The following is a 21,681-nucleotide window of genomic DNA, read 5'->3' on the forward strand; positions in this document are numbered from 1 at the left end:
ACGAATCAGATTGCGGCAATGGAACTCTCCTGTCCGGTGGTCAGCCACCACCATTCAGGCCGAACCCCTTACACAGTCAATAAGACACGCCCGGCCGCTGCCCGCACGGGACCGGTGGCGAGGCTTGCGCAGGGCACGCCCGGTCCGCAGACACTTGGTCAACTCGCGGCGTAATTCCCCGCGTCCTTGCACATAGAGCGCTTTATAGATGGTTTCGTGGGACACCTGCATCTCCGGGCGATCAGGGTAAGTCCTGGCCAACTCCCCAGCAATCTGTTCGGGGCTGAACTTCTTGACCAACCACGCTTGCACCTCGGTGCGCAGCGCCGGGCAACGCCCCAGCTTGCCGGTCTTGGGACGCCGCGCGCGCTGCTCACTGCGCAGCTGAGCAATCCGCGCCGAATACCCCGATTTTGCGTCCCAGCCGGCCCGGCGAGCCCCGAAGCGATACCGGGCACGATAACGGCCAACATGCCCGCGCATCACGCCGTTGTGGGCGATCTCGCGCATCACCGTCGAGGGGGCCCGACCCAACCGGGCCGCCATCGAGCGGATCGACTCACCCTGCGCGGTACCGATCATGATCTGTTCACGCTCATCAATCGACAACCGCGGCCGCTTCTGCCCCTGAGGGGCAACCCATCGTGGATTCACACCACCAAACCTGCGAAACCACTTGCTACCGCACGTCGCCGACACGCCGACCGCAACCCCGGCATCCTCCGAAGACACCCCCGCTGCGATCAACTCCCAAAACCGACGTTGCACCGACAACAGCTGCGGCTCACCCGACATCAACACCCCTAACTACGAAGTGTTGCAATCACCCCTTGAGCCCAAGCGGCGTGTCGTCACCCTGGACGCACGATCAAAGCCGTCAGTTCACACTCGACGGCTCGGCTCGGAAGCTAGACGCGCTCGAGGTAGAAGTAGTAGTACTTGCCCACCCCGCCCTGGAAGTCCCGAACGCCCTTGCCGTTCATGATCCCCATCACGGCGTTGTCGTCGATCTTCTTGAAGTGATCGTGCACCGGCTGGCCGTCGTAGACCATGGTGGCGGTGACCTCCCCGCGGAAGTCCTCCAGCCACAGGCTGGCCTCGCCCTTGCCCATTTCCACGTTCGAGAACTTGTTGCCGTCGGCGTCCAGGCAGACGAGCGGCTGCACGTCGCTGACGGATTTGAAGGTCTTGCCGTACCACCCGGCTTTTTCCAGTTGGCCGTTCATCTTGTGGCCGGTCTGGAACTCGCCGCCCTTCCACTCGCCGAGCATCCCGTCGAGGGTTGCGGGCGAAAGCCCGGCCCAGAATTCGTCGAGCTCGGAATCCGCGATGTCGCCGCTGCGCTCTTTGAACTCGGTGAACTTCTTTCGGGCGAGGTCCACGGCGTCTCCTCAGGATTCGGTGCGGGCTATCCAATCGCGGGCGAAACGCAGCAGAGCGTCATTTTCGTCCGGAGCACCAATGGTGACACGAACGCCTTCGTCCGCGAACGGCCGCACCACCAGGTGCGCTTCGGCGGCCTGCTCGGTGAAGTCCATGGTGCGCGACCCCAGTGGTAGCCAGACGAAGTTCGACTGCGACGGCGGCAGCTCGAACCCGGCCTCGCGCAGGGCGTCACTCACGCGGGTGCGCTCGCCGACCAGTGCGTCGGTGCGGGCCATCAACTCGGCCGACGCGTCTAGCGACGCGATGGCGGCCGCCTGCGCGACGTTCGTCACCGCAAACGGCATGACGACCTTGTCCAGGGCGGTGATCAGGTCGGGGTGGGCGACCGCATAGCCGACCCGCAAGCCCGCCAACCCGTACGCCTTCGAAAAGGTCCGCAGCACAACGACATTGCTGCGGGTGAGGGCCAGCTCGAGGCTGTTGGGCAGCATGCCGTCGCGGACGTACTCGACGTAGGCCTCGTCGAGGGCGACGAGGATGTGCGACGGAACGGCGTCCACGAATCGGGCCAGCGCGTCCGGGTCGACGACCGTGGACGTCGGGTTGTTTGGGTTGCAGACGAAGATCAGCCGGGTGCGGTCGGTGATCGCCGCGAGCATCGCGTCGAGGTCATGCGTGTGATCGGTGAGCGGCACCCGCACGGTCGTCGCGCCGGACACCTGAATGATGGGCAGGTAGCACTCGAAGCTGCGCCAGCCGATCATCACCTCGTCGCCGGCCGCGGCGGTGATCTGAACGAGCTGCTGGCACAAGGTGACCGAACCGCTGCCGACCGCGATGTGCTCGGGGGCGACGTCGGAACCCAGGTGCATGGCCAGCGCCGCCTTGAGGTCCACGCTGGCGTTGTCCGGGTAGCGGTTGACGACGGCGATGGCCCGCTCGATCGCCGCGTGCACGCTGGGTAGCGGGCCGTAAACGGTCTCGTTGCTGGCCAGCTTGATCGAGCCCGGCACGTTCTTGCCGGGCACATACACTGGCAGTCCGGCCAGTTCGGAGCGCAGACGGGCGGTCACTTCGACAGTTTATGTCTCAACTGTGTACAGTATGGCCGGTTCCGCGAGACCGGAAAGGGGTCGGTACCCTCAGAAAGTCCAAAGGGAGGCGTGCCAGAGCGGCCGAATGGGGCTCACTGCTAATGAGTTGTCCCCCTCAAAGGGGACCGGAGGTTCAAATCCTCTCGCCTCCGCTGGGTCCTTGAACGGAACACGGAACGACAACTGAAGAACAGGCGCCCGTAGCTCAACGGATAGAGCATCTGACTACGGATCAGAAGGTTAGGGGTTCGAATCCCTTCGGGCGCGCTCAGCCATTGTATGACGTCGGGTGATGCGTGACATTTTGCCTTCGGTTGATGCGTGTCAGTGTTTCGGCTGATGCATGACAGTTGTTTCGGTTGATCGGTGACACTCCCTAGATGAGGGAGTTAAGTGTGGCTGAGCAGCGGTATCAGGCCGTGATGGCGGTGATCGGCGACGGGTTGTCGGTGTCACAGGCCGCAGAGAAGACCGGGGTGGCGCGTCAGACGCTGCACCGATGGCTGGCCCGTTATGAAGCCGCGGGCTTGGAAGGACTGGTGGATCGGTCGCATCGGCCGGTGTCGTGTCCGCATCAGATGCCCGGGCAGGTGGAGGCCGAGATGCTCGAGCTGCGCCGCTCGCGACCGTATTGGGGGCCGCGGCGGTTGGTGTTCGAGTTGGCCAAACGAGGTGTCCATCCGGTGCCGTCGGAGTCGGCGGTGTATCGAGCGCTGGTGCGGGCCGGTCTGATCGACCCCGCGATGCGAGATCGACGGTCGCGCAAATGGAAGCGCTGGGAGCGTGGGGCGCCGATGGAGCTGTGGCAGATGGACATCGTCGGCGGGTTCGCGTTGGCTGACGGCACCAGCGCCAAAGCCTTGACCGGTATTGATGATCATTCCCGGATGTGTGTGTGCGCCAAGTTGATGGCTCGTGAGCGCACCCGTGCGGTCTGCGACGGATTACGGGCGGCGCTGGCGGCTTACGGCGTGCCTGAGCAGATCTTGACCGATAACGGCAAGGTGTTCACCGGGCGGTTCTTTCATCCACCGGTCGAGGTGCTCTTTGATGCGATCTGCCGCGAGCACGGCATCGAGCACGTGTTGACCCAGCCGCGAAGTCCGACCACGACGGGCAAAATCGAGCGGTTTCACCGCAGTCTGCGTGCTGAGTTCCTCAGCGGCCGTGAGCCTTTCACCAACCTCAAGGTCGCTCAGCAGGCGCTCGATGAGTGGGTCGAGGACTACAACACCACCCGGCCGCACCAAGCCCTGAAGATGACCACACCGGCTCAACGGTTTCACGCCGGTGCGCCGGCATCACCGCCCTCGAACTCGTGTGCCCGACACGTCGACCGCAGTGGCGATGATTGGGTAAGTCGACGGGTGTGCTCCAACGGCATCGTGTGCGTGTCCTGGCAGCAGGTCTGTATCGGGCGCCACTATGCCGGCGCGCGCTGCGATGTCCACGTCGATGGGGACCTGCTGCGGTTTTGGGTCGGCGATGATCTGGTCAAAACCGCCGCGCGCACCAGCCGCGGCGAGGTACGAAACAAACGGGCCCTGCGCACCAGCGCACCGGCCTAAACCACAACACAGAGTGTCACCGATCAACCGACATAGAAATGTCACCGATCAACCGACTCTGAACAGGCGCGCTCAGCCATTTTCGTGCGTCAAACGTGTCACAGGCAGCGCGGTCTGCGCGTAATATCATCGGCCTCGGGCCTCAGTTCAGTTCCGTGCGAACATCGGAGTTGAGTCATGTCCCGTGTCACCAAAATCCTCGCCGCCCTGGTCATCGCCTCCAGCGCCCTGCTGACGTCTGCATGCGGTTGCAGTACAAGCGCAGCAGGTGTCACCACTTGCACCTTGTTGTAAGCGGCCGAATTATGTTGTGCCCTCGGGTTTGATGGAACCCGGGCACACCCGCGCCGCCGGCGCCGACCGCTAGCGTCCGCCGAACGGTCCGCCGAACGGCCCCCGACGGGGCGGCTCGGTCACCGTTTGGGTGACGGTGCTGGTCTCGGTGCTCGGCGTCACGGTGACCGTGCTGGGCGAGACGGTCGTCGTGGGAATGTCGGTGCTCGGTGGCGGGACGGTCTCGGTGACCGTCTCGGTCGGGCCACCACCGCCGCCGCCGTGGTGCCGGGGTGGCTCCGTCGTCGTGGTGGTCACCGGCGCGGTGGTGGACGGCGCCGGCGTCGTCGTGGTTGCCGGGCTGGGCGCCGGCGAATTGCTCGCGAGCTTGACCGCCGCGAAGACGACCGCGCCGAGCAGGAGCGCGCCGATGGCTCCTGCTGCGACCAGCGCCGCCGGGCGGCGGTACCAGGGCGTCGGGGGCTCGGGTGGCTCCGGCGCGGCGTCGTAATAGCCGCCGCCGTACCGCGCGGCCGCGGTGGGCTCGGAGTAGTAATCCGGTTCCTCGGGATAGGGCGGCACGAGACGAATGCTAGTAGGTCAGCCTTCGTTGTCGATGAGGCGCAGCGCCCGCTCGAACAGATGCACGGTGGCGGCGTGCAATTGGTCGCCTACCTCCCTCTCCGCCTTTCCCGCGCAGGCCCGGGCCAGCGTCCCCTCGATCACGATCCCGAGCTTGAAGCAGGCCAGCACGGTGTACCAGGTGATGTGTGACAGGTCGCGGGTGGTGTTGGCGGCGTAGCGCTGGAAAAGCTCGTCGGTACTGGCCAATCCGTCCTGGCCGCCCAGGGCGTGGCTGAACACGCTGGAGCCGTCGGGCTGGCGCCAGGTGGCCAGCAGCCAGCCCAGGTCCAGCAGCGGATCGCCGATCGTGCACATCTCCCAGTCGACGATCGCGACCACCTCCGGCCCCGTGCGCGAGAACATCACGTTGGCCGCGTGGTAGTCGCCGTGCATGATGCCCGGCGTCCAGTGCGCCGGCCGGTGCCGGTCCAACCAGGTCGACACCTCCTCGATGCCGGGGATCTGCGGCCCGGGATAACCCTCGTAGTCGTTGTAGGACTCGAGCTCGGAAAGCCAGCGCGGCACCTGGCGCTCCAAAAAGCCCTCCGGCTTACCGAATTCGGCGAGGCCGACGGCGACATGGTCGACGGCACCGAGCTTGGCCAACGCGTCGGCCATCGACAGCCCCATGCCATGGCGCACCTTCGCGTCGCCCGCGTGCAAAGGCGGCAGGCCCTCGCCGGCGTTGAATCCGTCGACGGGATCCATCAGGTAGAAGACCGCGTCGCCCAGCACGGCGGGGTCCTCGCAGACGGCGATCAGGTGTGGATGGGGCACATCGGAACCTGCCAGCGCCGCAAGGACTTTCGTTTCCCGCAGGATCACGCTGTTGCTGCGCGGACGCAGGTGCCGGGGCCCGCGCCGCAGCACATAGGGCCGCCCGGCCCTGCTGAACCGCAGCATGACGTTCTGCGTTCCGCCGGTGACGTTGGAGACGCCTTCCAGCGGGCCCTCGCCGAGCCCCTGCCCGGACATCCATTCCGCTACGGCTTGAAGGTTCACGGAGTCCACTGCTCAGCCCTTCGGGTGGGGCGTGTATCGCACGGTCTGCGCCGCGATCATGCCGTCGCGGAACACGAAGGTGTCAACGCCGTCGGCGACCCGGCTGACCGCCGAATCGGCGGCCCATTCCAGGAACAGCACATCGCCGTCGAAGAGCTGGGTCTTCAAGTCCCAGTTGGCATCCGGGATATCGGCGAGCAGTTGCGCGAAGACCCGGCGGATGGCCTGCCCGCCGCGCGCGACGCCGGCGGGCGTGATCAGCACGGAGTCCTCGGCGTAGTCGGTGAGGATTTCGTCGAGGTCGCCCGCGGCCAGCGCGGCGCCGTGGTGGGCGAACACTTCCTGCGGCGTACGCGACGGGGTGGGCGTCATGGCACTCCCTTGCAACCTGTGGACCGTCTGGGAAAAAGACTAGGGCAGGGGCGACGGGAGGCGGCCGGTGGCGGCGGCTGGAAGAATAGTGTGCATAACTTACTTTCTGGGGAAGGGAACTGGCGATGCCGCGGACCGACAACGATTCCTGGGAAATCACCCAAAGCGTCGGCGCCACCGCGCTCGGCGTCGCCGCAGCTCGCGCCGCGGAGACCGAGAGTGAGAACCCGCTGATCAACGACCCGTTCGCGCGGGTGTTCGTCGACGCCGCGGGCGAGGGGATGTGGAGCATCTATGCCAACCCGGCGTTGCTGGCCAAGGCGGCCGACATCGAGCCCGATCTGCGGGCGCGGCTGCAGCTGATGGTCGACTTCATGGCCACCCGGACGGCATTCTTCGACGAGTTCTTCCTGGGCGCGGCCGACGCCGGCGTGCGCCAGGTGGTGATCCTGGCGGCCGGACTGGACGCGCGCAGCTGGCGGCTGCCGTGGCCCGACGGCACGGTCGTGTACGAGCTCGACCAGCCCAAGGTGCTGGAATTCAAATCCAACACGCTGCGCGAACACGGCGCGGAGCCGACCGCGCAGCTGGTCAACGTGCCGATCGACCTGCGCCAGGATTGGCCGAAAGCGTTGCGGGAAGCGGGGTTTGATGCTTCGCGACCTGCGGTGTGGTCGGCCGAAGGGCTCGTTCGCTACCTACCGGCGCAGGCCCAGGACTTGCTGTTCGAGCGGATCGATTCGCTGAGCGCCGAGGGCAGCTGGCTGGCGTCCAACGTGCCCGAAGCGGGTTTCACCGACCCCGACCGTGTGCAACGCCAGCGCGAGGACATGCGGCGCATGCGGGCGGCGGCAGCAGAGCTGGTCAACGCCGAGATCACGGACTTCGACGACCTGTGGTACCCGGAGGAGCGCACGCCCGTCGACGGCTGGCTGCGCGGCCGCGGCTGGGACGTCACGACCGCGACGTTCGCCGAGTTGATGGCCCGGTATGACCGCCGGATCCCGCAGGGCGCGGAGGATTCGATGCCGCCCACCCTCTATGTGTCCGCACAGCGGCGGCCGGGCTGACCGGACGCCGAGATGGAAAGTGCCGCTGCTAATTTAGCGGCTCAGGCACGCCATTTCGATAGGAACGCCTCGGATCGGGGTGGGTCCTCGAGTTAGCTGAGCTAATCCAGCGGGCACGCCCCTCCCGGCCGTGGGTGGCGCGGACCGCCGGCCGCCGCGTCGACCGCCTCTGACGTGCCGGGATGTGCCGACAAGCGCTGCCGCATAACCCATTGCATGTTTAGGCATAAGTCGAATGGGTAACTTCAGCACCACGAGAAAACTTCTTCTCGCTCACAATGGAGGTCACGATGCGTGGCAGCGGGATCATCGGAACGGTTGCTTTGGTGTGGTTGCTGATCGGAGCCTTCGCGGCGTGGCAACGGGATTACTTCAAAAACGACCAGACGACATGCGCCTCCGCGGGCACGGTTGCGGTGACCGTGATCGCCGGACCCCTGAATTACTTCGGGGTCAACCCGAAAGTCACGGATTGCCATCTGCCGCAACCAAGTTCAATGCAATCGGTCAACCTCTAACCCTCACCCGAAGGAAGTCGAAATGGTTATCTTAGGAATTGTCCTGCTTGTTCTCGGGTATTTCTTCCACGTACCCGTGCTGACCACGCTGGGAATCGTGCTGCTGGTGATCGGCGCGATCCTCTGGATTCTGGGCTCGATCGGGCGTCCGGTCGCCGGCCGGCGCTACTGGTATTAACCGCTACGGCCGAACACCACGATCGCGCGACTGCTCCGGCAGTCGCGCGTTTCGTTTCACAGCGCGCGCATAGGTTCGTCATAGTCTCGGCTCAGTCGGTGACGGATACTGGAGCTTGTGACGCAGCCCCGAGCCTCTGTAGAGCGGGTTGTCATGCGCCGTGCGGACGGCAACCCCATCAACGTGCTGGTCGTGGACGACGAACCCGTCCTGGCCGAAATGGTGTCGATGGCGCTGCGGTACGAGGGCTGGAACATCTCCACCGCCGGGGACGGGGAATCGGCGATCGCGGCCGCCCGCAACCAGCGTCCGGACGTCGTCGTCCTCGACGTGATGCTGCCCGACATGAGCGGCCTCGACGTCTTGCACAAGCTGCGCGGGGAGGTCCCGCAGCTGCCGGTGCTGCTGTTGACGGCCAAGGACGCGGTGGAGGATCGCATCGCCGGCCTGACCGCCGGCGGCGACGATTACGTCACCAAACCGTTCAGCATCGAAGAGGTCGTGCTGCGGTTGCGGGCGCTGTTGCGCCGCACCGGGGTGACGACCGTGGACAGCGGCGCACAGCTGGTGGTCGGGGATCTGGTGCTCGACGAGGACAGCCACGAGGTCACCCGCGCCGGGGAGCCAATCTCGTTGACGTCGACCGAATTCGAGCTGTTGCGGTTCATGATGCGCAACTCCAAGCGGGTGCTGAGCAAGGCCCAAATCCTGGACAGGGTATGGAGTTACGACTTCGGCGGCCGGTCCAACATCGTCGAGCTCTACATTTCCTACCTGCGCAAGAAGATCGACAACGGTCGCGATCCGATGATCCACACACTGCGCGGCGCGGGTTATGTCCTCAAGCCGGCCCGCTGACCCGCGAAGGGTCTGGTCCCTTCGGCTGCGGCTGCTGGTCGGCCAGATCGTCGTCCTGGCGATCGTCTGCGTCGGCATCACCGCGGTGACCGAACTGGCGCTCAACCATCACCTGGTCAAGCAGCTCGACGGCCAACTCGCCGGGACCTCGTTCCGCTCGGCGCTGATGTACCCCGAGCCGAACCACCCGGGTTGGCACCACCACCAGCACTCCTACTATCCGAGGCCGGGCCCCGGCCCGCGGTTCCTGGACGCCCCGGGTCAGCCGGCAGGCATGGTGGCGGCGGTGGTCAGCCACGGCAAGACGGTTGACGCCGGCTACCTGACCAGCAGCGGCACCAGGGACGACCTGACCCCGACCGCCCAGGCCCAACTGGAACAGATCGCCGGCAACCGCGCGCCGGTCACGCTCAACCTGGACGGCCTCGGCCGCTACCGCGTCGTCGCGGCGCCGAGCCGAAACGGTAGCGACATCATCGTCACCGGCCTGTCGATGTCCAACATCGACGCCACCCTGATCCGGATGCTCGTCATCTTCGGGATCGTCACCGCGGTCGCGCTGGCGGCCGCGACGATCGCCGGGGTGGTGATCATCAGGCGGGCGCTGGCACCGTTGCGCCGCGTCGCCCAAACCGCGGGCCAGGTCGCCGATTTGCCGCTGTCGCGCGGCGAGGTCGAATTGCCTGTGCGCGTGCGCGAATCCGACGCGAACCCCGCCACCGAGGTGGGACAGCTCGGTGCCTCGCTCAACCGGATGCTCGACCACATCGCGGAAGCGCTGTCGGCGCGCCAGGCCAGCGAGACTCGCGTTCGCCAGTTCGTCGCCGACGCCAGCCATGAGCTGCGCACGCCCCTCGCCGCGATCCGCGGCTATACCGAACTGACGCAACGGATGGGCGACGACCGCGAGGCGGTGGCGCAGGCGATGAGCCGGGTGGCGTCCGAGACCGAGCGGATGACGCGGCTCGTCGAGGACCTGCTGCTGCTGGCCCGCCTGGATTCCGGCCGGCCGCTGGAACGCGAATCGGTCGATTTGTCGCGGTTGGCGGTGGATGCGGTCAACGACGCGCACGTCGCGGGACCGGATCATCAGTGGGAACTCGACCTGCCCGAAGAACCGGTGGTCGTCACCGGCGACGCGGCGCGGCTCCACCAGGTCCTGACGAATCTGCTTGCCAACGCCCGCGTCCACACCGGCGCGGGCACCGTGGTGACGACGCGGTTGAGCACCGAGCCGTCGCACACCGTGCTACAGGTCATCGACAACGGGCCCGGCATTCCGGCGGCGCTGCAGTCGGAGGTCTTCGAACGGTTCGCCCGCGGTGATTCCTCGCGCTCGCGCAAGGGGGGCAGCACCGGGCTTGGATTGGCGATCGTCTCGGCCGTGGTGAGGGCGCACAACGGGACGATCGCGGTCGACAGCTCACCGGGCCGCACCGAGTTCACGGTGCGGTTGCCAACCAACGGATGGCAACCGCCCGCATCGTCACCGAGCTAGCTGTTACAGGTCACATTGATTTCGAACGGCTTGTTCACCGGCTGCATGGGGTTGGCCATGTCCACCCCGGTGGCCGTGCCGCTGATCTTGTAGCTGTTGCCATCCTTGCTGGCGGTGGCGTTGCCCTGGCCGGTGCCCGAGGTGTAGCCCAGCGTCACGCCGTTGACATTGCCCAGCCCAACGGATTTCACCTGTGGGGGGTTGCCGTCGCTGAGCACGGCGGCGATGCCGGTCGCTGTGCCACCGATCGCGATGTTGATGGTGCCACCCGCATTTGTGCACACGACGGAACCGGAGACGTTCTGGTCCTTGCCGTCGATCGTGACCTTCGTGCCGGCGGCGCCGCCGGTGCTTGCCGACGCGCTCGTACCCGAGCTACTGGCGGAACTGCTCGCGCTCGTTCCCGACTTGTTACCACCCGAACATCCGGAAATGCCCGCGGCGAGAATCGCCGCCCCGGCCACCGCGACCGTCAATTGACGCTTCACCTGTTCTCCTTTGCCCGATAGTTGCGGTCCTCGGCATTGAGGGCCGTCTGGGCAGTATGCGGGTTAACTGGACCGAGAATCCAGAACCCCGAGAAATTGTTGCTGTATTCATTATTCGTCGGTGAAATGCCTTTCGGGGCCCGCCGCATCACTGGCAAGGTGGAGAAGGTGGATCACAAGCCTCCCACTCCCGTCATCGAGTCCGCCCACCGCGGACAGGTCCTGCCGTTCCAGGACGACGCCGATTTCCGCGCCGCGGACCGCGGATTCATTGCGGCCTTGTCGCCGTGCGTGATTCGGGCGGCAGACGGCCGAATCGTCTGGGACAACGATGCCTACGCCTTCCTGGACGGACCCGCGCCGACGTCGGTGCATCCCAGCCTGTGGCGGCAGTCGACGCTGGCCGCCAAACAAGGCCTCTACGAAGTGGTGCCGGGCATCTACCAGGTCCGCGGGTTGGACATCTCCAACGTGACGTTCGTGGAAACCGACAACGGCATCATCGTCATCGACCCCCTGATTTCCACCGAGGTCGCCGCGGCGGCCCTGGCGCTCTACCGCGAGCATCGCGGCGGCGACCGGCCCGTCGTCGCGGTGATCTACACCCACAGCCATGTCGATCACTTCGGCGGCGTCCTGGGCGTCACCTCGCAGGCCGACGTGGATGCGGGCGCGGTGTCGGTGCTGGCGCCGGAGGGCTTCATTGAGCACGCGGTGCAGGAGAACGTCTACGCCGGACCGGCAATGACGCGGCGGGCAACCTACATGTACGGCACCCTGCTGCCGCGCGGGCCGATGGGTCAGGTCGGCTGCGGGCTCGGCCAGGCGCCATCCACCGGCGAGGTCGCCGTCATCGTCCCCACCGTCGACATCGAAACTACCGGTGAAACCCACACGATCGACGGCGTGGAGATCGAGTTCCAGATGGCGCCCGGCACCGAGGCGCCCGCCGAAATGCACTTCTATTTCCCGCGTTTCCGCGCGCTGTGCATGGCCGAGAACGCGACCCACAACCTGCACAACCTGCTGACCCTGCGCGGCGCGGTGGTGCGCGACCCGCACGCCTGGTCCGGTTATCTCACCGAGGCGATCGACACCTTCGCCGACCGCGCCGACGTCGTATTCGCCTCCCACCACTGGCCGACCTGGGGGCGCGACAGCATCGTCGAGTTCCTGTCCTTGCAGCGCGATCTGTATGCGTACCTGCACGACCAGACGCTGAGGTTGCTGAACCAGGGTTACACCGGCGTCGAGATCGCCGAAATGTTCGAGATGCCACCGGCACTCGAGCGGGCCTGGCACACGCACGGTTACTACGGTTCGGTGAGCCACAACGTCAAGGCCGTCTATCAGCGGTACATGGGCTGGTTCGACGGCAACCCGGCCCGGCTGTGGCCGCACCCGCCCGAGGCGCTCGCGCCGCGCTATGTCGAGGCGTTGGGCGGCATCGACCGGGTCGTCGACCTTGCGCAAAAGGCATTCGACTCCGGTGACTATCGTTGGGCCGCAACCCTGTTGGATCATGCTGTCTTCACCGACAGCGCGCATGCCGGCGCTCGCGCGCTGTACTCGGACACGCTCGAGCAACTCGCCTACGGCGCCGAAAACGCGACCTGGCGCAATTTCTTCCTGACGGGGGCAATGGAGTTGCGCGACGGCAACGTCGGCACCGCTACCACCACAACGTCGCCGTCCATGCTGACCCAGCTGACCCCGGAGCAGATCTTCGACAGCCTGTCCATCCGGGTCAACGGCCCGCGCAGCTGGGATCTCGACCTCGCCATCGACGTCACCTTGGCCGACACGGCGGTCAACTATCGACTCACCCTGCGCAACGGGGTGCTCGTCCACCGCAAGGCGGCGCCCGATCCCGCAACGGCGACAGTTACGGTCAAGCTGGCCGGCAAGATTCGGCTCCTGAGCCTGGCGGCGGGTGACTTCTCCTCGCCCGGCCTGCAGCTGTCCGGTGACCGGGGCGCGCTGCAGGCCTTGGTGGATGTGCTCGACGGGCCGGACCCGAGTTTCAACATCGTCACACCGTGACGCGGCGTCACCCGACGTCGATCACCACCTTGCCCAGCACCTTGCGGTCGGCGACATGCCGCAGCGCGGCGGCGGTCTGCGACAGCGGGAATCGCGCGCCGATGTAGGGCCGGACCGTGCCGGCGGCGAACATCCGCGACAGCTCCTTGATGTCGCGGACGGCATTGTCGGGGTAATCGCTCATAAAGGTGCGGATCTCCATGCCCCGCACGCAGATGTCTTTGAGCAGAATGAGATTGAGCGGTATCGCCGGGATCGCGCCCGCCGCGTATCCCAGCGTGACGAAGGTGCCGCCACGCGCGAGCCCGCGCAGCGCCGGTTCCGAATACGATCCACCGACCGGGTCCAGGACGACCCGGGCGCTGTCGCCGGTGAGTTCACGGATCCGCGACTTCAGGTCCTCCCGGTCGTAGTCGACGGTCGCCTCGGCGCCGCGCCGCCGGCACAGCTCCAGCTTTTCCGGACTCGACGCCGCGGCCAGCACCCGCGCCTTCATCGCCACGGCCAGATCGACGGCGGCCAGGCCGACGCCGCCCGCGGCGCCGAGCACGACGACCCAATTTCCTTCCGCGACAGCGGCGGTCGAGCGCAGCGCGTGATAGGCGGTGCGGTAGGTCACCCCGAAGGCGGCCGCCGTCGCGAAGTCGGCGTCGTCCGGCACGGGCTCGGCCTGGCTCGCATCGAGCAGCGCCAGCTCGGCGAACGCCCCGAAGGTGGTCCCGGACACGCGCTGTCCAGGACGGAACGGCGCGCCGTCGCCGGCGGCGATGACTTCGCCGGCGATCTCGTTGCCCGGGATGAACGGCGGCGGGATCTTCACCTGGTACTTGCCGGCGATGAACAGCACGTCGGGGAAGTTGACCGCGGCCGCGCGCACCCGCACCAGCAGCTGGCCCGGCCCGGGGGAGGGGTCGGGCACCTCGTCGATCACCAGGTCCTCGGGTGTGCCGTAGGAACGACAGATCACCGCGCGCATCAATTGGCCCCCAGTCCACGTAAACAGAACCGCACCACGTGTGCGATGTCGTCGGGCCCCGGCTCGTCGGCCGAGCCCACATAGCGGCGCAGGGTCGCCGCCGTGCAGCTGAACACCGCCTCGACGTCGCGCTCGACGTCGCTACTACCCAGCGCCGCAACGGGTTCGACGAGCAGCGCGCGAAGCGGCCGCATCATTTCCTGGTCGGCCGCGCGCCAACTCGTGCCGGCCGACATCTGTCCGGCCGCCGCTCGGGTCATGCTGATCAGATGCGGGTCGGCCACCTGCGCCAGCGTGCCCTCGATCCACCGCGCGACCTTGTCGCGGGGCTTGGACTCCTTGGCCATCTGATGTTCGAGGTAGGACACGACAATGGCCACCCCGCGTTCCATGACGGCCAGAATGAGATCGCCCTTGCCGGCGAAATAGCGGTAGAACGCCTTGTTCGACGAACCCGCCTCGGCGACGATGTCGCTGACCCGGGGCGGCTCGGGCGCCACGCGTTCCATGACGCGCACCGCCGCCGCCAGGATGCGTTCCACCTCCTCGGTGGCTTCCCGCTGGCGGTCGTCCAGCGCCCGCTCGACGGCCGCGGCGACCCGGTTAGAGGTCAACGAGGTCACCGTATTTGGCGCGGGCGGCCGCGCGCCGCACGTCGAGCATCGCGCTGGGCCAGTCGCCTTCTTCGGCCTCGTACCCCTTGAGCAGCATCCGCGCCAGGTTGACCTTGTGCGCCTCGGTAGGACCGTCCGCCAGGCCCAGCGCGATGCCGCCGAGCAACACGTTGACCAGGGGCAGCTGGTCGGTGAGCCCCAGCGCGCCGTGCACCTGGATGGCCCGCAGGGCAATCGATTTGAGCACCTGGGAGGCCAGGATCTTGCAGGCGGCGATCTCCGCTCGCGCGCCGCGCTCGTCGCCCTGGTCGATCAGCCAGGCGGCGTGCAACACCGTCAGCCGGAACGGGATCAACTCGGTGTAGGAATCGGCGATGAACTCCTGCACGAGTTGCTTGTCGGCCAGCAGACTGCCTTGCGTGAAGCGGCTTTTCGCCCGCCGCGACATGATCTCGACAGCACGCTGGGCCATCCCGATGGACCGCATCGCGTGATGCAGCCTCCCGCCGGCCAGCCGGGTCTGCAGGATCAGGAAGCCCTGACCGGGCTCGCCCAGCAGGGCGTCGGCGGGCACGCGCACGTCGTTGTAGTGCACCAGGGAATGCCCGGGCTCGTGCGGATCCGCGCCGACCAGGTGGTGGTTGGCTTCCAGGACCAGTCCCTCGGTGCCGGCCGGGATCAGGAACGTCGATGCGCCGGTGTGCACCGGCACGTCGGGATCGGTGATCGCGACGACGATGAAGAAGGAGGCGACGGAGGCGTTGGAGGAGAAGTACTTTCGGCCGGTGATCACCCAGTCGTCACCGTCCCGGACCGCGCGGGTGGTGAAGACCCGCGGGTCGGCACCGCCTTGCGGCTCGGTCATCGAGAAGCAGGAGAAGATCTCACCCGACAGCAGCCCCGACAGGTAGCGGTCCTTCTGCTCCTGGGTTCCGAAGCGGGCGATGATCTCGGCGTTGCCGGTGTCGGGGGCCTGCGTTCCGAACACGATCGGCGCCCACGGGCTGCGGCCCAGGATCTCGTTGATCAGCGTCAGCTTGACCGCGCCGAAGCCCTGCCCGCCGAGCTCGGGCCCCAGATGCGGCGCCCACAGACCCTTGTCGCGGACCCGCTGCTTGAGCGGGTCGACGATCTTGCGCCGCTCGTCGTTCAGAGGCAGGAATTCGCAGCCGGGGAACAACACCTCCAGCGGCTCCACTTCCTCGCGCACGAACTCGCGGATCCACTCCAGCTTCTTTTCGAACTCCGGTTCGGTGGAGAAGTCCCAAGACATCGAATGCTCCTACTCGTTCATTGGTGGCGACCCACTGCGCCCGGTCTCGCCGCGCTTGTGATCGCCACGTGTTAAGGAATGCCGCCGTCGGCGCGCAATATCGATCCGGTGGTGAAGCTGGACGCGTCGGAGGCGAGAAACAGTGCGGCACCGACGATCTCGCGCGGATCGCCGGCACGCTCCAACGCCAGATGCCTGAAGGGCTTCTCGGTCGCCTGGTCGAGATTCCACGCCTTGCTCACGTCGGTGAGAAACGGCCCGGCCATCAGCGTGTTGACCCGCACCGCCGGCCCGAAACCCTTCGCCATCGCCTCGGTCATGGCGTTGAGCCCGGCCTTGGACGCGGCGTAGGGAATGATGTCCGGCGTCGGACGCAGCGACCCGGCCGTACTCACGTTGATGATCGACCCCCGGCCCGCCGCCACCATGCGCTCACCGACCAACGCGGACAAGCGGAAGGGGCCCTTGAGATTCAGGTTGACCACGGCGTCGAACAGCTTCTCGGTCACGTCGGTGAGCTTGTCGTACAGCGGCGACATGCCCGCGTTGTTGATCAGCGTGTCGACCTTGCCGAAGCGCTCGTACGTCGCGTCGACCAAGCCGTCGAGCTGGTCCCAGCGGCCCACGTGCACCTGATACGGCATGGCGCAGCGGCCGGTCTCGGCCTCGATCTCCTTGGCCGTGGCGACGCAGTTGTCGATGTTGCGGCTGGCGATCACCACGTCCGCGCCGCAGCGGGCCGCGCCGAACGCCATCTCACGTCCCAGCCCGCGGCTGCCGCCGGTGATCAGGACGACCCGGCCGGTCAGATCGAAAAGCTGGTCGGCATAACCCATTTCAGCATCCCTAGGTTGTCAGCGATCGGGCGAGGTCGGCCGCGGTGGCGATGAGCGAAAGGATCATCGGCCCGAACGCGTCGGTGATCTTGGGGTCGACCCCTCCTTTTTGGGGCCCGGTGCGCACGCCGGCCGCATACGTCTTCTCCAGCACGATGCCGAGCTTCCAGTTGGCCAGCACCAGGTAGTAGTCGATGTTCTCGGTCGACAACCCGCTGACGGTTTCGTAGCGATCCAACAGCTCGCTGCGCGAGGGCATGCCGCGCATGTCGAGATAAAACCCGTCCTCGCGCGGGTTTTCACCGTCATAGCCCAGCAGGCACCACGCCAGGTCGAGCAGCGGGTCGCCGACCGTCGTCATCTCCCAGTCCACGATCGCCGCCAGGCGGGCCGGCGAACCGTGGGCGAACATCACGTTGGCGAACTGGTAGTCGCCGTGCATGATGCCCGCCCGGTAATGGGCCGGCCGGTTGCGGCGCAACCAGTCCGAGGCCTCGTCGAGGCCCGGCAGCTCGCGCACCTTGTAGGCGTCGAGGAACGCCAGCCAGCGATCGACCTGGCGCTCGTGGAATCCGTCGGGGCGGCCGAAGCCCTCGAGCCCTTGCGCGCGCCAGTCCACCCGGCCCAACCTGGCGGCGCCCTCGACGAGTTGGAACGCCAGGCCGCGGCGGGCGGCGAGATCGGTGTCGAACGGCGGGGCCCAGCCGCCGTCCATCGGGCTCCACCCCTCGATCGCCTGCATGACGTAGAAGGGCATGCCGAGCACGGTGCCGGTGTCGTCGGCGGCGATCAGCGCCGCGTGCGGCACGTCGGTACCGGACAGCGCCCGCACCAGCCGGATCTCGCGCAGCAGGCCGTCGATGCGCGCGGCGTCGGCCCGGGCGCCGGGCATTCGCAGCACCATCCGGTGCCCGCCCCGCTCCACCAGACAGAGGGTGTTCTGCGAGCCGCCCTTCAGCTGGGTCAGCCGCGGCCGTTCGCCACCGCCGGGTGCGTCGTTCGCGTCCAGCCAGCGGGCGAGGACGTCCGCATCCAGCCCCGATTCAGTCACGCGCTCGGCCATCGCTGCACACCCCAATCTCCGTAGGGAGAATAGCATTCTCCACGGTGGCGGCAACGCTTAGCCGGGTTTGTGAGCGCTCAGCAGGAAGCCGGGCGCCATGAAGTGGCCCTCGTCGTCGTGTTCGAGATGTGCCAGCGAGCCGTCCGAAGACTCGTCCTTGCCGTAGACCTTGGCCACGCGAATGTCATCGACCCGCCACAGCGTCGAGACGGCGTCGTGCAACTCTGTTTCGGCGAAGCCCGGCGGGCCCGGCCGGTCCGGGTGGGCCTGGTCCAACGCCCCCGCGGCGAAGGCCAGGATGTACAACGCCGCCCCGGGCGCCGCGGCCCGAAAGATGGACTGCACGTAATCCTGGCGCCGTTCCGGCGCCAGCGCGTGGAAAAGGCCGCTGTCCAGGATGGTGGAGAAGCGGCCGTCATAGCCACGAAACGTGGTGACGTCGGCCTGCGCGAAGCTCGCGGTGTTCAGCCCCTGCTCGGCGGCCGCCGCGGCCGCCGCCTGGACCGCGGTCGCGCTCGCGTCGAGGCCGACGACGGTGTAGCCGCGCGCCGCGAGCGCCAGCGAAAGTGCGGCATGGCCGCAGCCGGAGTCCAGCACCTCGCTGCGGACAAGGCCCTGATCGATGAGGCGCGCCAGCTCCGGTTGGGGCCGGCCGATGCTCCACGGGGGCGGCGCCGCCTGCCGGTAGGCGGCGTCCCAATCCCGATCCGGTTGCGTCATAAAGAATCCTCCAGGGGATTGGCGGCACGCACGCGATGAGAAACTGGCGCTGCCACCTTCGAACGACAGGAAGAAATATGCAAGTGCTTCTGGTCCGGCACGCCCTGCCGCTGCGCAGCGAACACGGCCAAGGTTCCGATCCGGACCTGTCGGCGGAGGGGTTGGCCCAAATCGAGCGACTGCCCAAGGCGCTCGCGAGGTTTCCCATCTCGCGGGTGGTGAGCAGCCCGCAGCGCCGGGCCATCCAGACCGCCGAACCGGTCGCGGCGGATCGGGGGCTGACCGTCGAGATCGACGACCGCTTCGCCGAGTATGACCGCGACCTTCCGGTGTACATCCCCGTCGAGCAGATCCGCGCGGAGATGCCCGAGGAGTGGGCGCGCCTGGCCCAGGGGCATTTGCCCAGCGCGGTCGACGAGGATGCGTTTCGTGCCCGGGTGCGCGCAGCGGTCGACGGCCTCGTCGCGAGCGCCGAACCCGAAGACACCGTCGCGGTGTTCAGCCACGGCGGGGTGATCAACGTGCTGCTGCACGAGATCCTCGGTACAGCGCGACTGCTGTCCTTTCCCGTCGACTATGCGTCGGTCACGCGACTGTTGTTCTCCCGGTCCGGTCAGGCGACGGTCGCCGCGGTCAACACCACCGAGCACGTCTGGGATCTGTTGCCGCGAAACCAGCGGCTGCTCGACGATGACGCGAACCGCGGGACGGCCTGACCGGGACGCCGGCAAATCGCAGGTGGTGAACCGGGTCGTGGCCCGCGATGGTAGACAAGTTCGGTGACTTCAGCTGACCAACTCGAGGGGCTTGACCTGGCCTCGCTGGACTCCTACCTGCGTTCACTCGGGATCGGGCGCGACGGGGAGTTACGGGCGGAGTTCATTTCCGGTGGCCGCTCCAACCTGACGTTCCGCGTCTACGACGACGCGACCAGCTGGCTGGTGCGCCGACCGCCGCTGCACGGGTTGACGCCGTCGGCCCACGACATGGCCCGCGAGTACCGGGTAGTCGCTGCGCTGCAGGACACGCCGGTTCCGGTGGCGCGCACGATCGGGCTGTGCGAAGACGATTCGGTGCTGGGCGCCCCGTTCCAGATCGTCGAATTCGTTGCCGGCCAGGTGGTGCGCCGCCGCGCCCAACTCGAGTCGTTCAGCCACACCGTCATCGGCGGCTGCGTCGACTCGCTGATCCGGGTGCTCGTCGACCTCCACAATGTCGATCCCAACGCCGTCGGCCTGGCCGACTTCGGCAAGCCCAGCGGGTATCTTGAGCGACAGGTGCGGCGGTGGGGCTCGCAATGGGATCTGGTGCGGCTGCCCGAGGACCGTCGCGACTCCGATGTTCAGCGGCTGCATTCCGGTCTGGGCGAGGCGATTCCGCAGCAGAGCCGCACGTCGATCGTGCACGGCGACTACCGGATCGACAACACGATCCTGGATGCCGACGACCCGACAAAGGTTCGGGCCGTGGTGGACTGGGAGCTCTCGACACTGGGGGATCCGCTGTCCGACGCGGCCCTGATGTGCGTGTACCGCGACCCCGCGCTGGACCTGATCGTCAATGCGCAGGCCGCGTGGACCTCACCGCTGCTGCCGACGGCCGACGAGCTGGCCGACCGCTATTCGCTGGTGGCCGGTTTACCGCTGGCGCACTGGGAGTTCTACATGGCGCTGGCGTATTTCAAACTCGCGATCATCGCCGCCGGCATCGACTTCCGGCGCCGGATGTCGGATCAGGCTCGCGGCGCGGGCGACGCCGCCGAGCACACGCCCGAGGTGGTGGCGCCGCTGATCTCCCGCGGCCTGGCCGAACTGGCCAAGCTGCCCGGCTAGCGCGGTGGGGCCGTGTGGTGCTTTTTCGCCACGCGGCGCAGCTGCAAGATCCGAGCGGTGCCGACCGCCACCGTGATCAGACCGCCGACGACGGCGGCCAGCAAGATCGCCACACCCAGGGGCAGGGTCCAGTGCCAGCCCAAGAACCGAAAGTCCGTCGGCGCCGTGTTCTGGGTGATGAAAATCAGCAACAGAATCAGGATCACGAAGCCGGCGAACAGCGACGACCACAGCGCACCGGCGCGAGTGAATCCGATAGCGGGTTCCTTGGTGGATGCGCCGGTCTTGTCCCCGTGGGTGGGCTTGGGGGACGGCTGTCCGGGCGACGCAGGGTTGGGGCTGCTCATAATGTCATCTTTGCCCGATCCGGGCCAGAATGAAACCGATTCGGGCAACCGATCCTCGCAGGCCAGCGTGCGCCCGGTTGGGGCGTTAGGGTCGGCGGTATGACGCTAGCGCCGCGCCCGCACGGCGTGATCGTGCGCGCGGCAGCGCTGCTGACGGCGATGTGCGTTGTCGCGGCCTGCAGCAATTCCGACCCGCTGGGGGCGCAGGTCAAAAATCCCTCGTCCATCGTTGTCGGTTCCGGGGACTTTCCGGAATCACAGATCATCGCCGAGATCTACGCACAAGCCCTGCAAGCCAACGGGTTTGACATCGGAAGGCGGATGGGGATCGGCAGCCGGGAGACGTATATCCCTGCGCTCAAGGACCATTCCATCGATCTGGTGCCCGAATACATCGGAAATCTGCTGCTGTATTTCGCACCGGACTCGGAGGCGACCACTCTCGATGTCGTCGAGCTGGAGCTCCGCCGCCGCCTCCCGGGCGATTTTTCGATCCTGACGCCCGCGCCCGCGACCGACACCGACACCGTCACCGTGACCAGTCAAACGGCGAACGCGTGGAACCTGAAGACCATCGCCGACTTGGCCGCGCATTCGGCCGAGGTGCGCTTCGGGGCGCCGTCGGCGTTCGCGACCAGGCCGGCCGGGCTGCCCGGCCTGCGACAGAAATACGGGCTCGACATCCGGCCGGGCAACTTTGTCGCCATCGACGACGGCGGCGGCGCGGTCACCGTGCGCGCCTTGCTCGACGGAAGGGTGAACGCCGCCAACGTTTTCACCACCTCACCGGCCATACCGCAGGGCCACCTGGTGGTGCTCGACGACCCGGAGCACAATTTCGTGGCGGGAAACATTGTGCCGCTGGTCAATTCGCAAAAGAACTCCCGCCTGCTCAAAGATGTACTGGACGCGGTGTCGGCGAAGCTGACGACCTCCGGGGTTGCCGGGCTCAACGCTGCGGTGTCGGGAAACTCGGGTATCGATCCCGACGAGGCGGCCCGAAACTGGATACGGGACAACGGCTTCAACCACCCGATCGGCGGATGAC

At 67.0% G+C, this 21,681-nt stretch carries 24 protein-coding genes and 2 tRNA genes; 12 read left to right on the forward strand and 14 right to left on the reverse strand.

Annotated features, from left to right (window positions below; all coding sequences use genetic code 11):
• Positions 1-54: 54 nt before the first annotated feature.
• The 3 genes from K883_RS10310 to hisC all read right to left on the reverse strand — a co-directional run bounded on the left by K883_RS10310 (position 55) and on the right by hisC (position 2,459).
• On the reverse strand, positions 55-795 hold the full coding sequence (locus K883_RS10310; protein WP_255358929.1) for a helix-turn-helix domain-containing protein: 741 nt from the start codon (positions 793-795) through the stop codon (positions 55-57).
• 113 nt (positions 796-908) lie between these two features.
• The gene (locus tag K883_RS10315; RefSeq protein ID WP_036454374.1) at positions 909-1,382 is read right to left on the reverse strand and encodes a DUF4334 domain-containing protein; all 474 of its coding nucleotides are present in this window, start codon (positions 1,380-1,382) and stop codon (positions 909-911) included.
• A 9-nt stretch (positions 1,383-1,391) separates the two neighbouring features.
• Positions 1,392-2,459, reverse strand: a complete 1,068-nt coding sequence (gene hisC / locus K883_RS10320) for a histidinol-phosphate transaminase (protein WP_036454376.1) — start codon at positions 2,457-2,459, stop codon at positions 1,392-1,394.
• Positions 2,460-2,543: 84 nt separating this feature from the next.
• Between hisC and K883_RS10325 the strand changes: the two genes are divergently transcribed.
• From K883_RS10325 to K883_RS10335, 3 genes are all read left to right on the forward strand, one after another.
• A tRNA-Ser gene (locus K883_RS10325) sits at positions 2,544-2,632 on the forward strand.
• 42 nt (positions 2,633-2,674) lie between these two features.
• Positions 2,675-2,747, forward strand: a tRNA-Arg gene (locus K883_RS10330).
• A 113-nt stretch (positions 2,748-2,860) separates the two neighbouring features.
• Positions 2,861-4,048, forward strand: coding sequence for an IS481 family transposase (locus K883_RS10335; RefSeq protein ID WP_036429757.1), 1,188 nt, complete (start codon positions 2,861-2,863; stop codon positions 4,046-4,048).
• Positions 4,049-4,411: 363 nt separating this feature from the next.
• Here the strand turns inward: K883_RS10335 and K883_RS10340 are convergent, their stop codons facing one another.
• Genes K883_RS10340 through K883_RS10350 form a run of 3 tightly spaced genes read right to left on the reverse strand, consistent with a single transcriptional unit; the run spans position 4,412 to position 6,319 of the window.
• Positions 4,412-4,903 carry a hypothetical protein gene (locus K883_RS10340; RefSeq protein ID WP_036454378.1) on the reverse strand — a complete coding sequence of 164 codons (492 nt, stop codon included), beginning with the start codon at positions 4,901-4,903 and terminating at the stop codon, positions 4,412-4,414.
• An 18-nt stretch (positions 4,904-4,921) separates the two neighbouring features.
• Complete coding sequence (locus K883_RS10345) at positions 4,922-5,920, reverse strand: phosphotransferase family protein (RefSeq protein ID WP_009956749.1); 999 nt, start codon at positions 5,918-5,920, stop codon at positions 4,922-4,924.
• Between the two features lie 39 nt (positions 5,921-5,959).
• Positions 5,960-6,319 carry a nuclear transport factor 2 family protein gene (locus tag K883_RS10350; protein WP_036454380.1) on the reverse strand — a complete coding sequence of 120 codons (360 nt, stop codon included), beginning with the start codon at positions 6,317-6,319 and terminating at the stop codon, positions 5,960-5,962.
• Positions 6,320-6,444: 125 nt separating this feature from the next.
• Here K883_RS10350 and K883_RS10355 point away from each other — a divergent pair, with 125 nt between their 5' ends.
• The 5 genes from K883_RS10355 (at position 6,445) to K883_RS10370 (ending at position 10,441) form a co-directional block, all read left to right on the forward strand.
• Positions 6,445-7,389, forward strand: a complete 945-nt coding sequence (locus K883_RS10355; protein ID WP_036454382.1) for a class I SAM-dependent methyltransferase — start codon at positions 6,445-6,447, stop codon at positions 7,387-7,389.
• A gap of 278 nt (positions 7,390-7,667) precedes the next feature.
• A complete protein-coding gene (locus K883_RS10360) occupies positions 7,668-7,907 on the forward strand; it encodes a hypothetical protein (RefSeq protein ID WP_008263104.1) in 240 nt (79 codons plus the stop codon).
• A gap of 22 nt (positions 7,908-7,929) precedes the next feature.
• The gene (locus K883_RS27500; RefSeq protein ID WP_008263106.1) at positions 7,930-8,085 is read left to right on the forward strand and encodes a DUF6131 family protein; all 156 of its coding nucleotides are present in this window, start codon (positions 7,930-7,932) and stop codon (positions 8,083-8,085) included.
• A 153-nt stretch (positions 8,086-8,238) separates the two neighbouring features.
• Positions 8,239-8,943 (forward strand): two-component system response regulator TcrX, encoded by a 705-nt coding sequence (gene tcrX / locus K883_RS10365; RefSeq protein WP_036454385.1) that lies wholly within the window; start codon positions 8,239-8,241, stop codon positions 8,941-8,943.
• Complete coding sequence (locus K883_RS10370; protein ID WP_036454387.1) at positions 8,921-10,441, forward strand: sensor histidine kinase; 1,521 nt, start codon at positions 8,921-8,923, stop codon at positions 10,439-10,441. Before tcrX ends, K883_RS10370 begins: the two co-directional genes overlap by 23 nt.
• Here the strand turns inward: K883_RS10370 and K883_RS10375 are convergent.
• On the reverse strand, positions 10,438-10,929 hold the full coding sequence (locus tag K883_RS10375; protein ID WP_036454389.1) for a lipoprotein LpqH: 492 nt from the start codon (positions 10,927-10,929) through the stop codon (positions 10,438-10,440). The two genes, K883_RS10370 and K883_RS10375, sit on opposite strands and share 4 nt — an antisense overlap.
• A 126-nt stretch (positions 10,930-11,055) precedes the next feature.
• On the opposite strand from K883_RS10375, the gene K883_RS10380 reads away from it, so the two are divergent.
• Positions 11,056-12,972: an alkyl/aryl-sulfatase gene (locus K883_RS10380; protein WP_051701152.1), complete on the forward strand. Its 1,917-nt coding sequence runs from the start codon at positions 11,056-11,058 to the stop codon at positions 12,970-12,972.
• A 7-nt stretch (positions 12,973-12,979) separates the two neighbouring features.
• On the opposite strand, the gene K883_RS10385 is transcribed toward K883_RS10380, so the two are convergent.
• The 6 genes from K883_RS10385 to K883_RS10410 all read right to left on the reverse strand — a co-directional run bounded on the left by K883_RS10385 (position 12,980) and on the right by K883_RS10410 (position 18,454).
• Entirely contained in the window at positions 12,980-13,948 is a 969-nt protein-coding gene (locus K883_RS10385) for an NADPH:quinone oxidoreductase family protein (protein ID WP_020821363.1), read from the reverse strand.
• Complete coding sequence (locus K883_RS10390; protein ID WP_020821364.1) at positions 13,948-14,571, reverse strand: TetR/AcrR family transcriptional regulator; 624 nt, start codon at positions 14,569-14,571, stop codon at positions 13,948-13,950. Before K883_RS10390 ends, K883_RS10385 begins: the two co-directional genes overlap by 1 nt.
• Positions 14,552-15,835 carry an acyl-CoA dehydrogenase family protein gene (locus K883_RS10395; RefSeq protein WP_020821365.1) on the reverse strand — a complete coding sequence of 428 codons (1,284 nt, stop codon included), beginning with the start codon at positions 15,833-15,835 and terminating at the stop codon, positions 14,552-14,554. Before K883_RS10395 ends, K883_RS10390 begins: the two co-directional genes overlap by 20 nt.
• 71 nt (positions 15,836-15,906) lie before the next feature.
• Complete coding sequence (locus K883_RS10400; RefSeq protein ID WP_020821366.1) at positions 15,907-16,671, reverse strand: SDR family NAD(P)-dependent oxidoreductase; 765 nt, start codon at positions 16,669-16,671, stop codon at positions 15,907-15,909.
• A 10-nt stretch (positions 16,672-16,681) separates the two neighbouring features.
• Positions 16,682-17,734: a phosphotransferase family protein gene (locus K883_RS10405; RefSeq protein ID WP_020821367.1), complete on the reverse strand. Its 1,053-nt coding sequence runs from the start codon at positions 17,732-17,734 to the stop codon at positions 16,682-16,684.
• Positions 17,735-17,791: 57 nt separating this feature from the next.
• A complete protein-coding gene (locus K883_RS10410; RefSeq protein WP_020821368.1) occupies positions 17,792-18,454 on the reverse strand; it encodes a class I SAM-dependent methyltransferase in 663 nt (220 codons plus the stop codon).
• 77 nt (positions 18,455-18,531) lie between these two features.
• Here K883_RS10410 and K883_RS10415 point away from each other — a divergent pair, with 77 nt between their 5' ends.
• Complete coding sequence (locus K883_RS10415) at positions 18,532-19,170, forward strand: histidine phosphatase family protein (protein ID WP_014381638.1); 639 nt, start codon at positions 18,532-18,534, stop codon at positions 19,168-19,170.
• A gap of 63 nt (positions 19,171-19,233) precedes the next feature.
• On the forward strand, positions 19,234-20,286 hold the full coding sequence (locus K883_RS10420; protein WP_009956732.1) for a phosphotransferase family protein: 1,053 nt from the start codon (positions 19,234-19,236) through the stop codon (positions 20,284-20,286).
• Here K883_RS10420 and K883_RS10425 read toward each other — a convergent pair.
• Positions 20,283-20,633: a LapA family protein gene (locus K883_RS10425; protein ID WP_008263131.1), complete on the reverse strand. Its 351-nt coding sequence runs from the start codon at positions 20,631-20,633 to the stop codon at positions 20,283-20,285. The two genes, K883_RS10420 and K883_RS10425, sit on opposite strands and share 4 nt — an antisense overlap.
• A 99-nt stretch (positions 20,634-20,732) precedes the next feature.
• Here K883_RS10425 and K883_RS10430 point away from each other — a divergent pair, with 99 nt between their 5' ends.
• A complete protein-coding gene (locus K883_RS10430) occupies positions 20,733-21,680 on the forward strand; it encodes an ABC transporter substrate-binding protein (RefSeq protein ID WP_020821369.1) in 948 nt (315 codons plus the stop codon).
• Position 21,681 lies beyond the last annotated feature (1 nt).

The sequence above is a fragment of the Mycobacterium sp. TKK-01-0059 genome, assembly GCF_000709305.1.
Classification (GTDB): Bacteria; Actinomycetota; Actinomycetes; order Mycobacteriales; family Mycobacteriaceae; genus Mycobacterium; species Mycobacterium intracellulare.

What these genes read in the sequence shown, in the direction of transcription:
- K883_RS10385 (WP_020821363.1), bottom strand. Translation starts at nt 13,948, where the DNA reads ATGCGCGCGGTGATCTGTCGTTCCTACGGCACACCCGAGGACCTGGTG.
- K883_RS10370 (WP_036454387.1), top strand. Translation starts at nt 8,921, where the DNA reads ATGTCCTCAAGCCGGCCCGCTGACCCGCGAAGGGTCTGGTCCCTTCGG.
- K883_RS10350 (WP_036454380.1), bottom strand. Translation starts at nt 6,319, where the DNA reads ATGACGCCCACCCCGTCGCGTACGCCGCAGGAAGTGTTCGCCCACCAC.
- K883_RS10410 (WP_020821368.1), bottom strand. Translation starts at nt 18,454, where the DNA reads ATGACGCAACCGGATCGGGATTGGGACGCCGCCTACCGGCAGGCGGCG.
- tcrX (WP_036454385.1), top strand. Translation starts at nt 8,239, where the DNA reads ATGCGCCGTGCGGACGGCAACCCCATCAACGTGCTGGTCGTGGACGAC.
- K883_RS10345 (WP_009956749.1), bottom strand. Translation starts at nt 5,920, where the DNA reads ATGTCCGGGCAGGGGCTCGGCGAGGGCCCGCTGGAAGGCGTCTCCAAC.
- K883_RS10430 (WP_020821369.1), top strand. Translation starts at nt 20,733, where the DNA reads ATGACGCTAGCGCCGCGCCCGCACGGCGTGATCGTGCGCGCGGCAGCG.
- K883_RS10335 (WP_036429757.1), top strand. Translation starts at nt 2,861, where the DNA reads ATGAGGGAGTTAAGTGTGGCTGAGCAGCGGTATCAGGCCGTGATGGCG.
- K883_RS10360 (WP_008263104.1), top strand. Translation starts at nt 7,668, where the DNA reads ATGGAGGTCACGATGCGTGGCAGCGGGATCATCGGAACGGTTGCTTTG.
- K883_RS10310 (WP_255358929.1), bottom strand. Translation starts at nt 795, where the DNA reads ATGTCGGGTGAGCCGCAGCTGTTGTCGGTGCAACGTCGGTTTTGGGAG.
- K883_RS10405 (WP_020821367.1), bottom strand. Translation starts at nt 17,734, where the DNA reads ATGGCCGAGCGCGTGACTGAATCGGGGCTGGATGCGGACGTCCTCGCC.
- K883_RS27500 (WP_008263106.1), top strand. Translation starts at nt 7,930, where the DNA reads ATGGTTATCTTAGGAATTGTCCTGCTTGTTCTCGGGTATTTCTTCCAC.
- K883_RS10395 (WP_020821365.1), bottom strand. Translation starts at nt 15,835, where the DNA reads ATGTCTTGGGACTTCTCCACCGAACCGGAGTTCGAAAAGAAGCTGGAG.
- K883_RS10355 (WP_036454382.1), top strand. Translation starts at nt 6,445, where the DNA reads ATGCCGCGGACCGACAACGATTCCTGGGAAATCACCCAAAGCGTCGGC.
- K883_RS10425 (WP_008263131.1), bottom strand. Translation starts at nt 20,633, where the DNA reads ATGAGCAGCCCCAACCCTGCGTCGCCCGGACAGCCGTCCCCCAAGCCC.
- K883_RS10415 (WP_014381638.1), top strand. Translation starts at nt 18,532, where the DNA reads ATGCAAGTGCTTCTGGTCCGGCACGCCCTGCCGCTGCGCAGCGAACAC.
- K883_RS10400 (WP_020821366.1), bottom strand. Translation starts at nt 16,671, where the DNA reads ATGGGTTATGCCGACCAGCTTTTCGATCTGACCGGCCGGGTCGTCCTG.
- K883_RS10380 (WP_051701152.1), top strand. Translation starts at nt 11,056, where the DNA reads ATGCCTTTCGGGGCCCGCCGCATCACTGGCAAGGTGGAGAAGGTGGAT.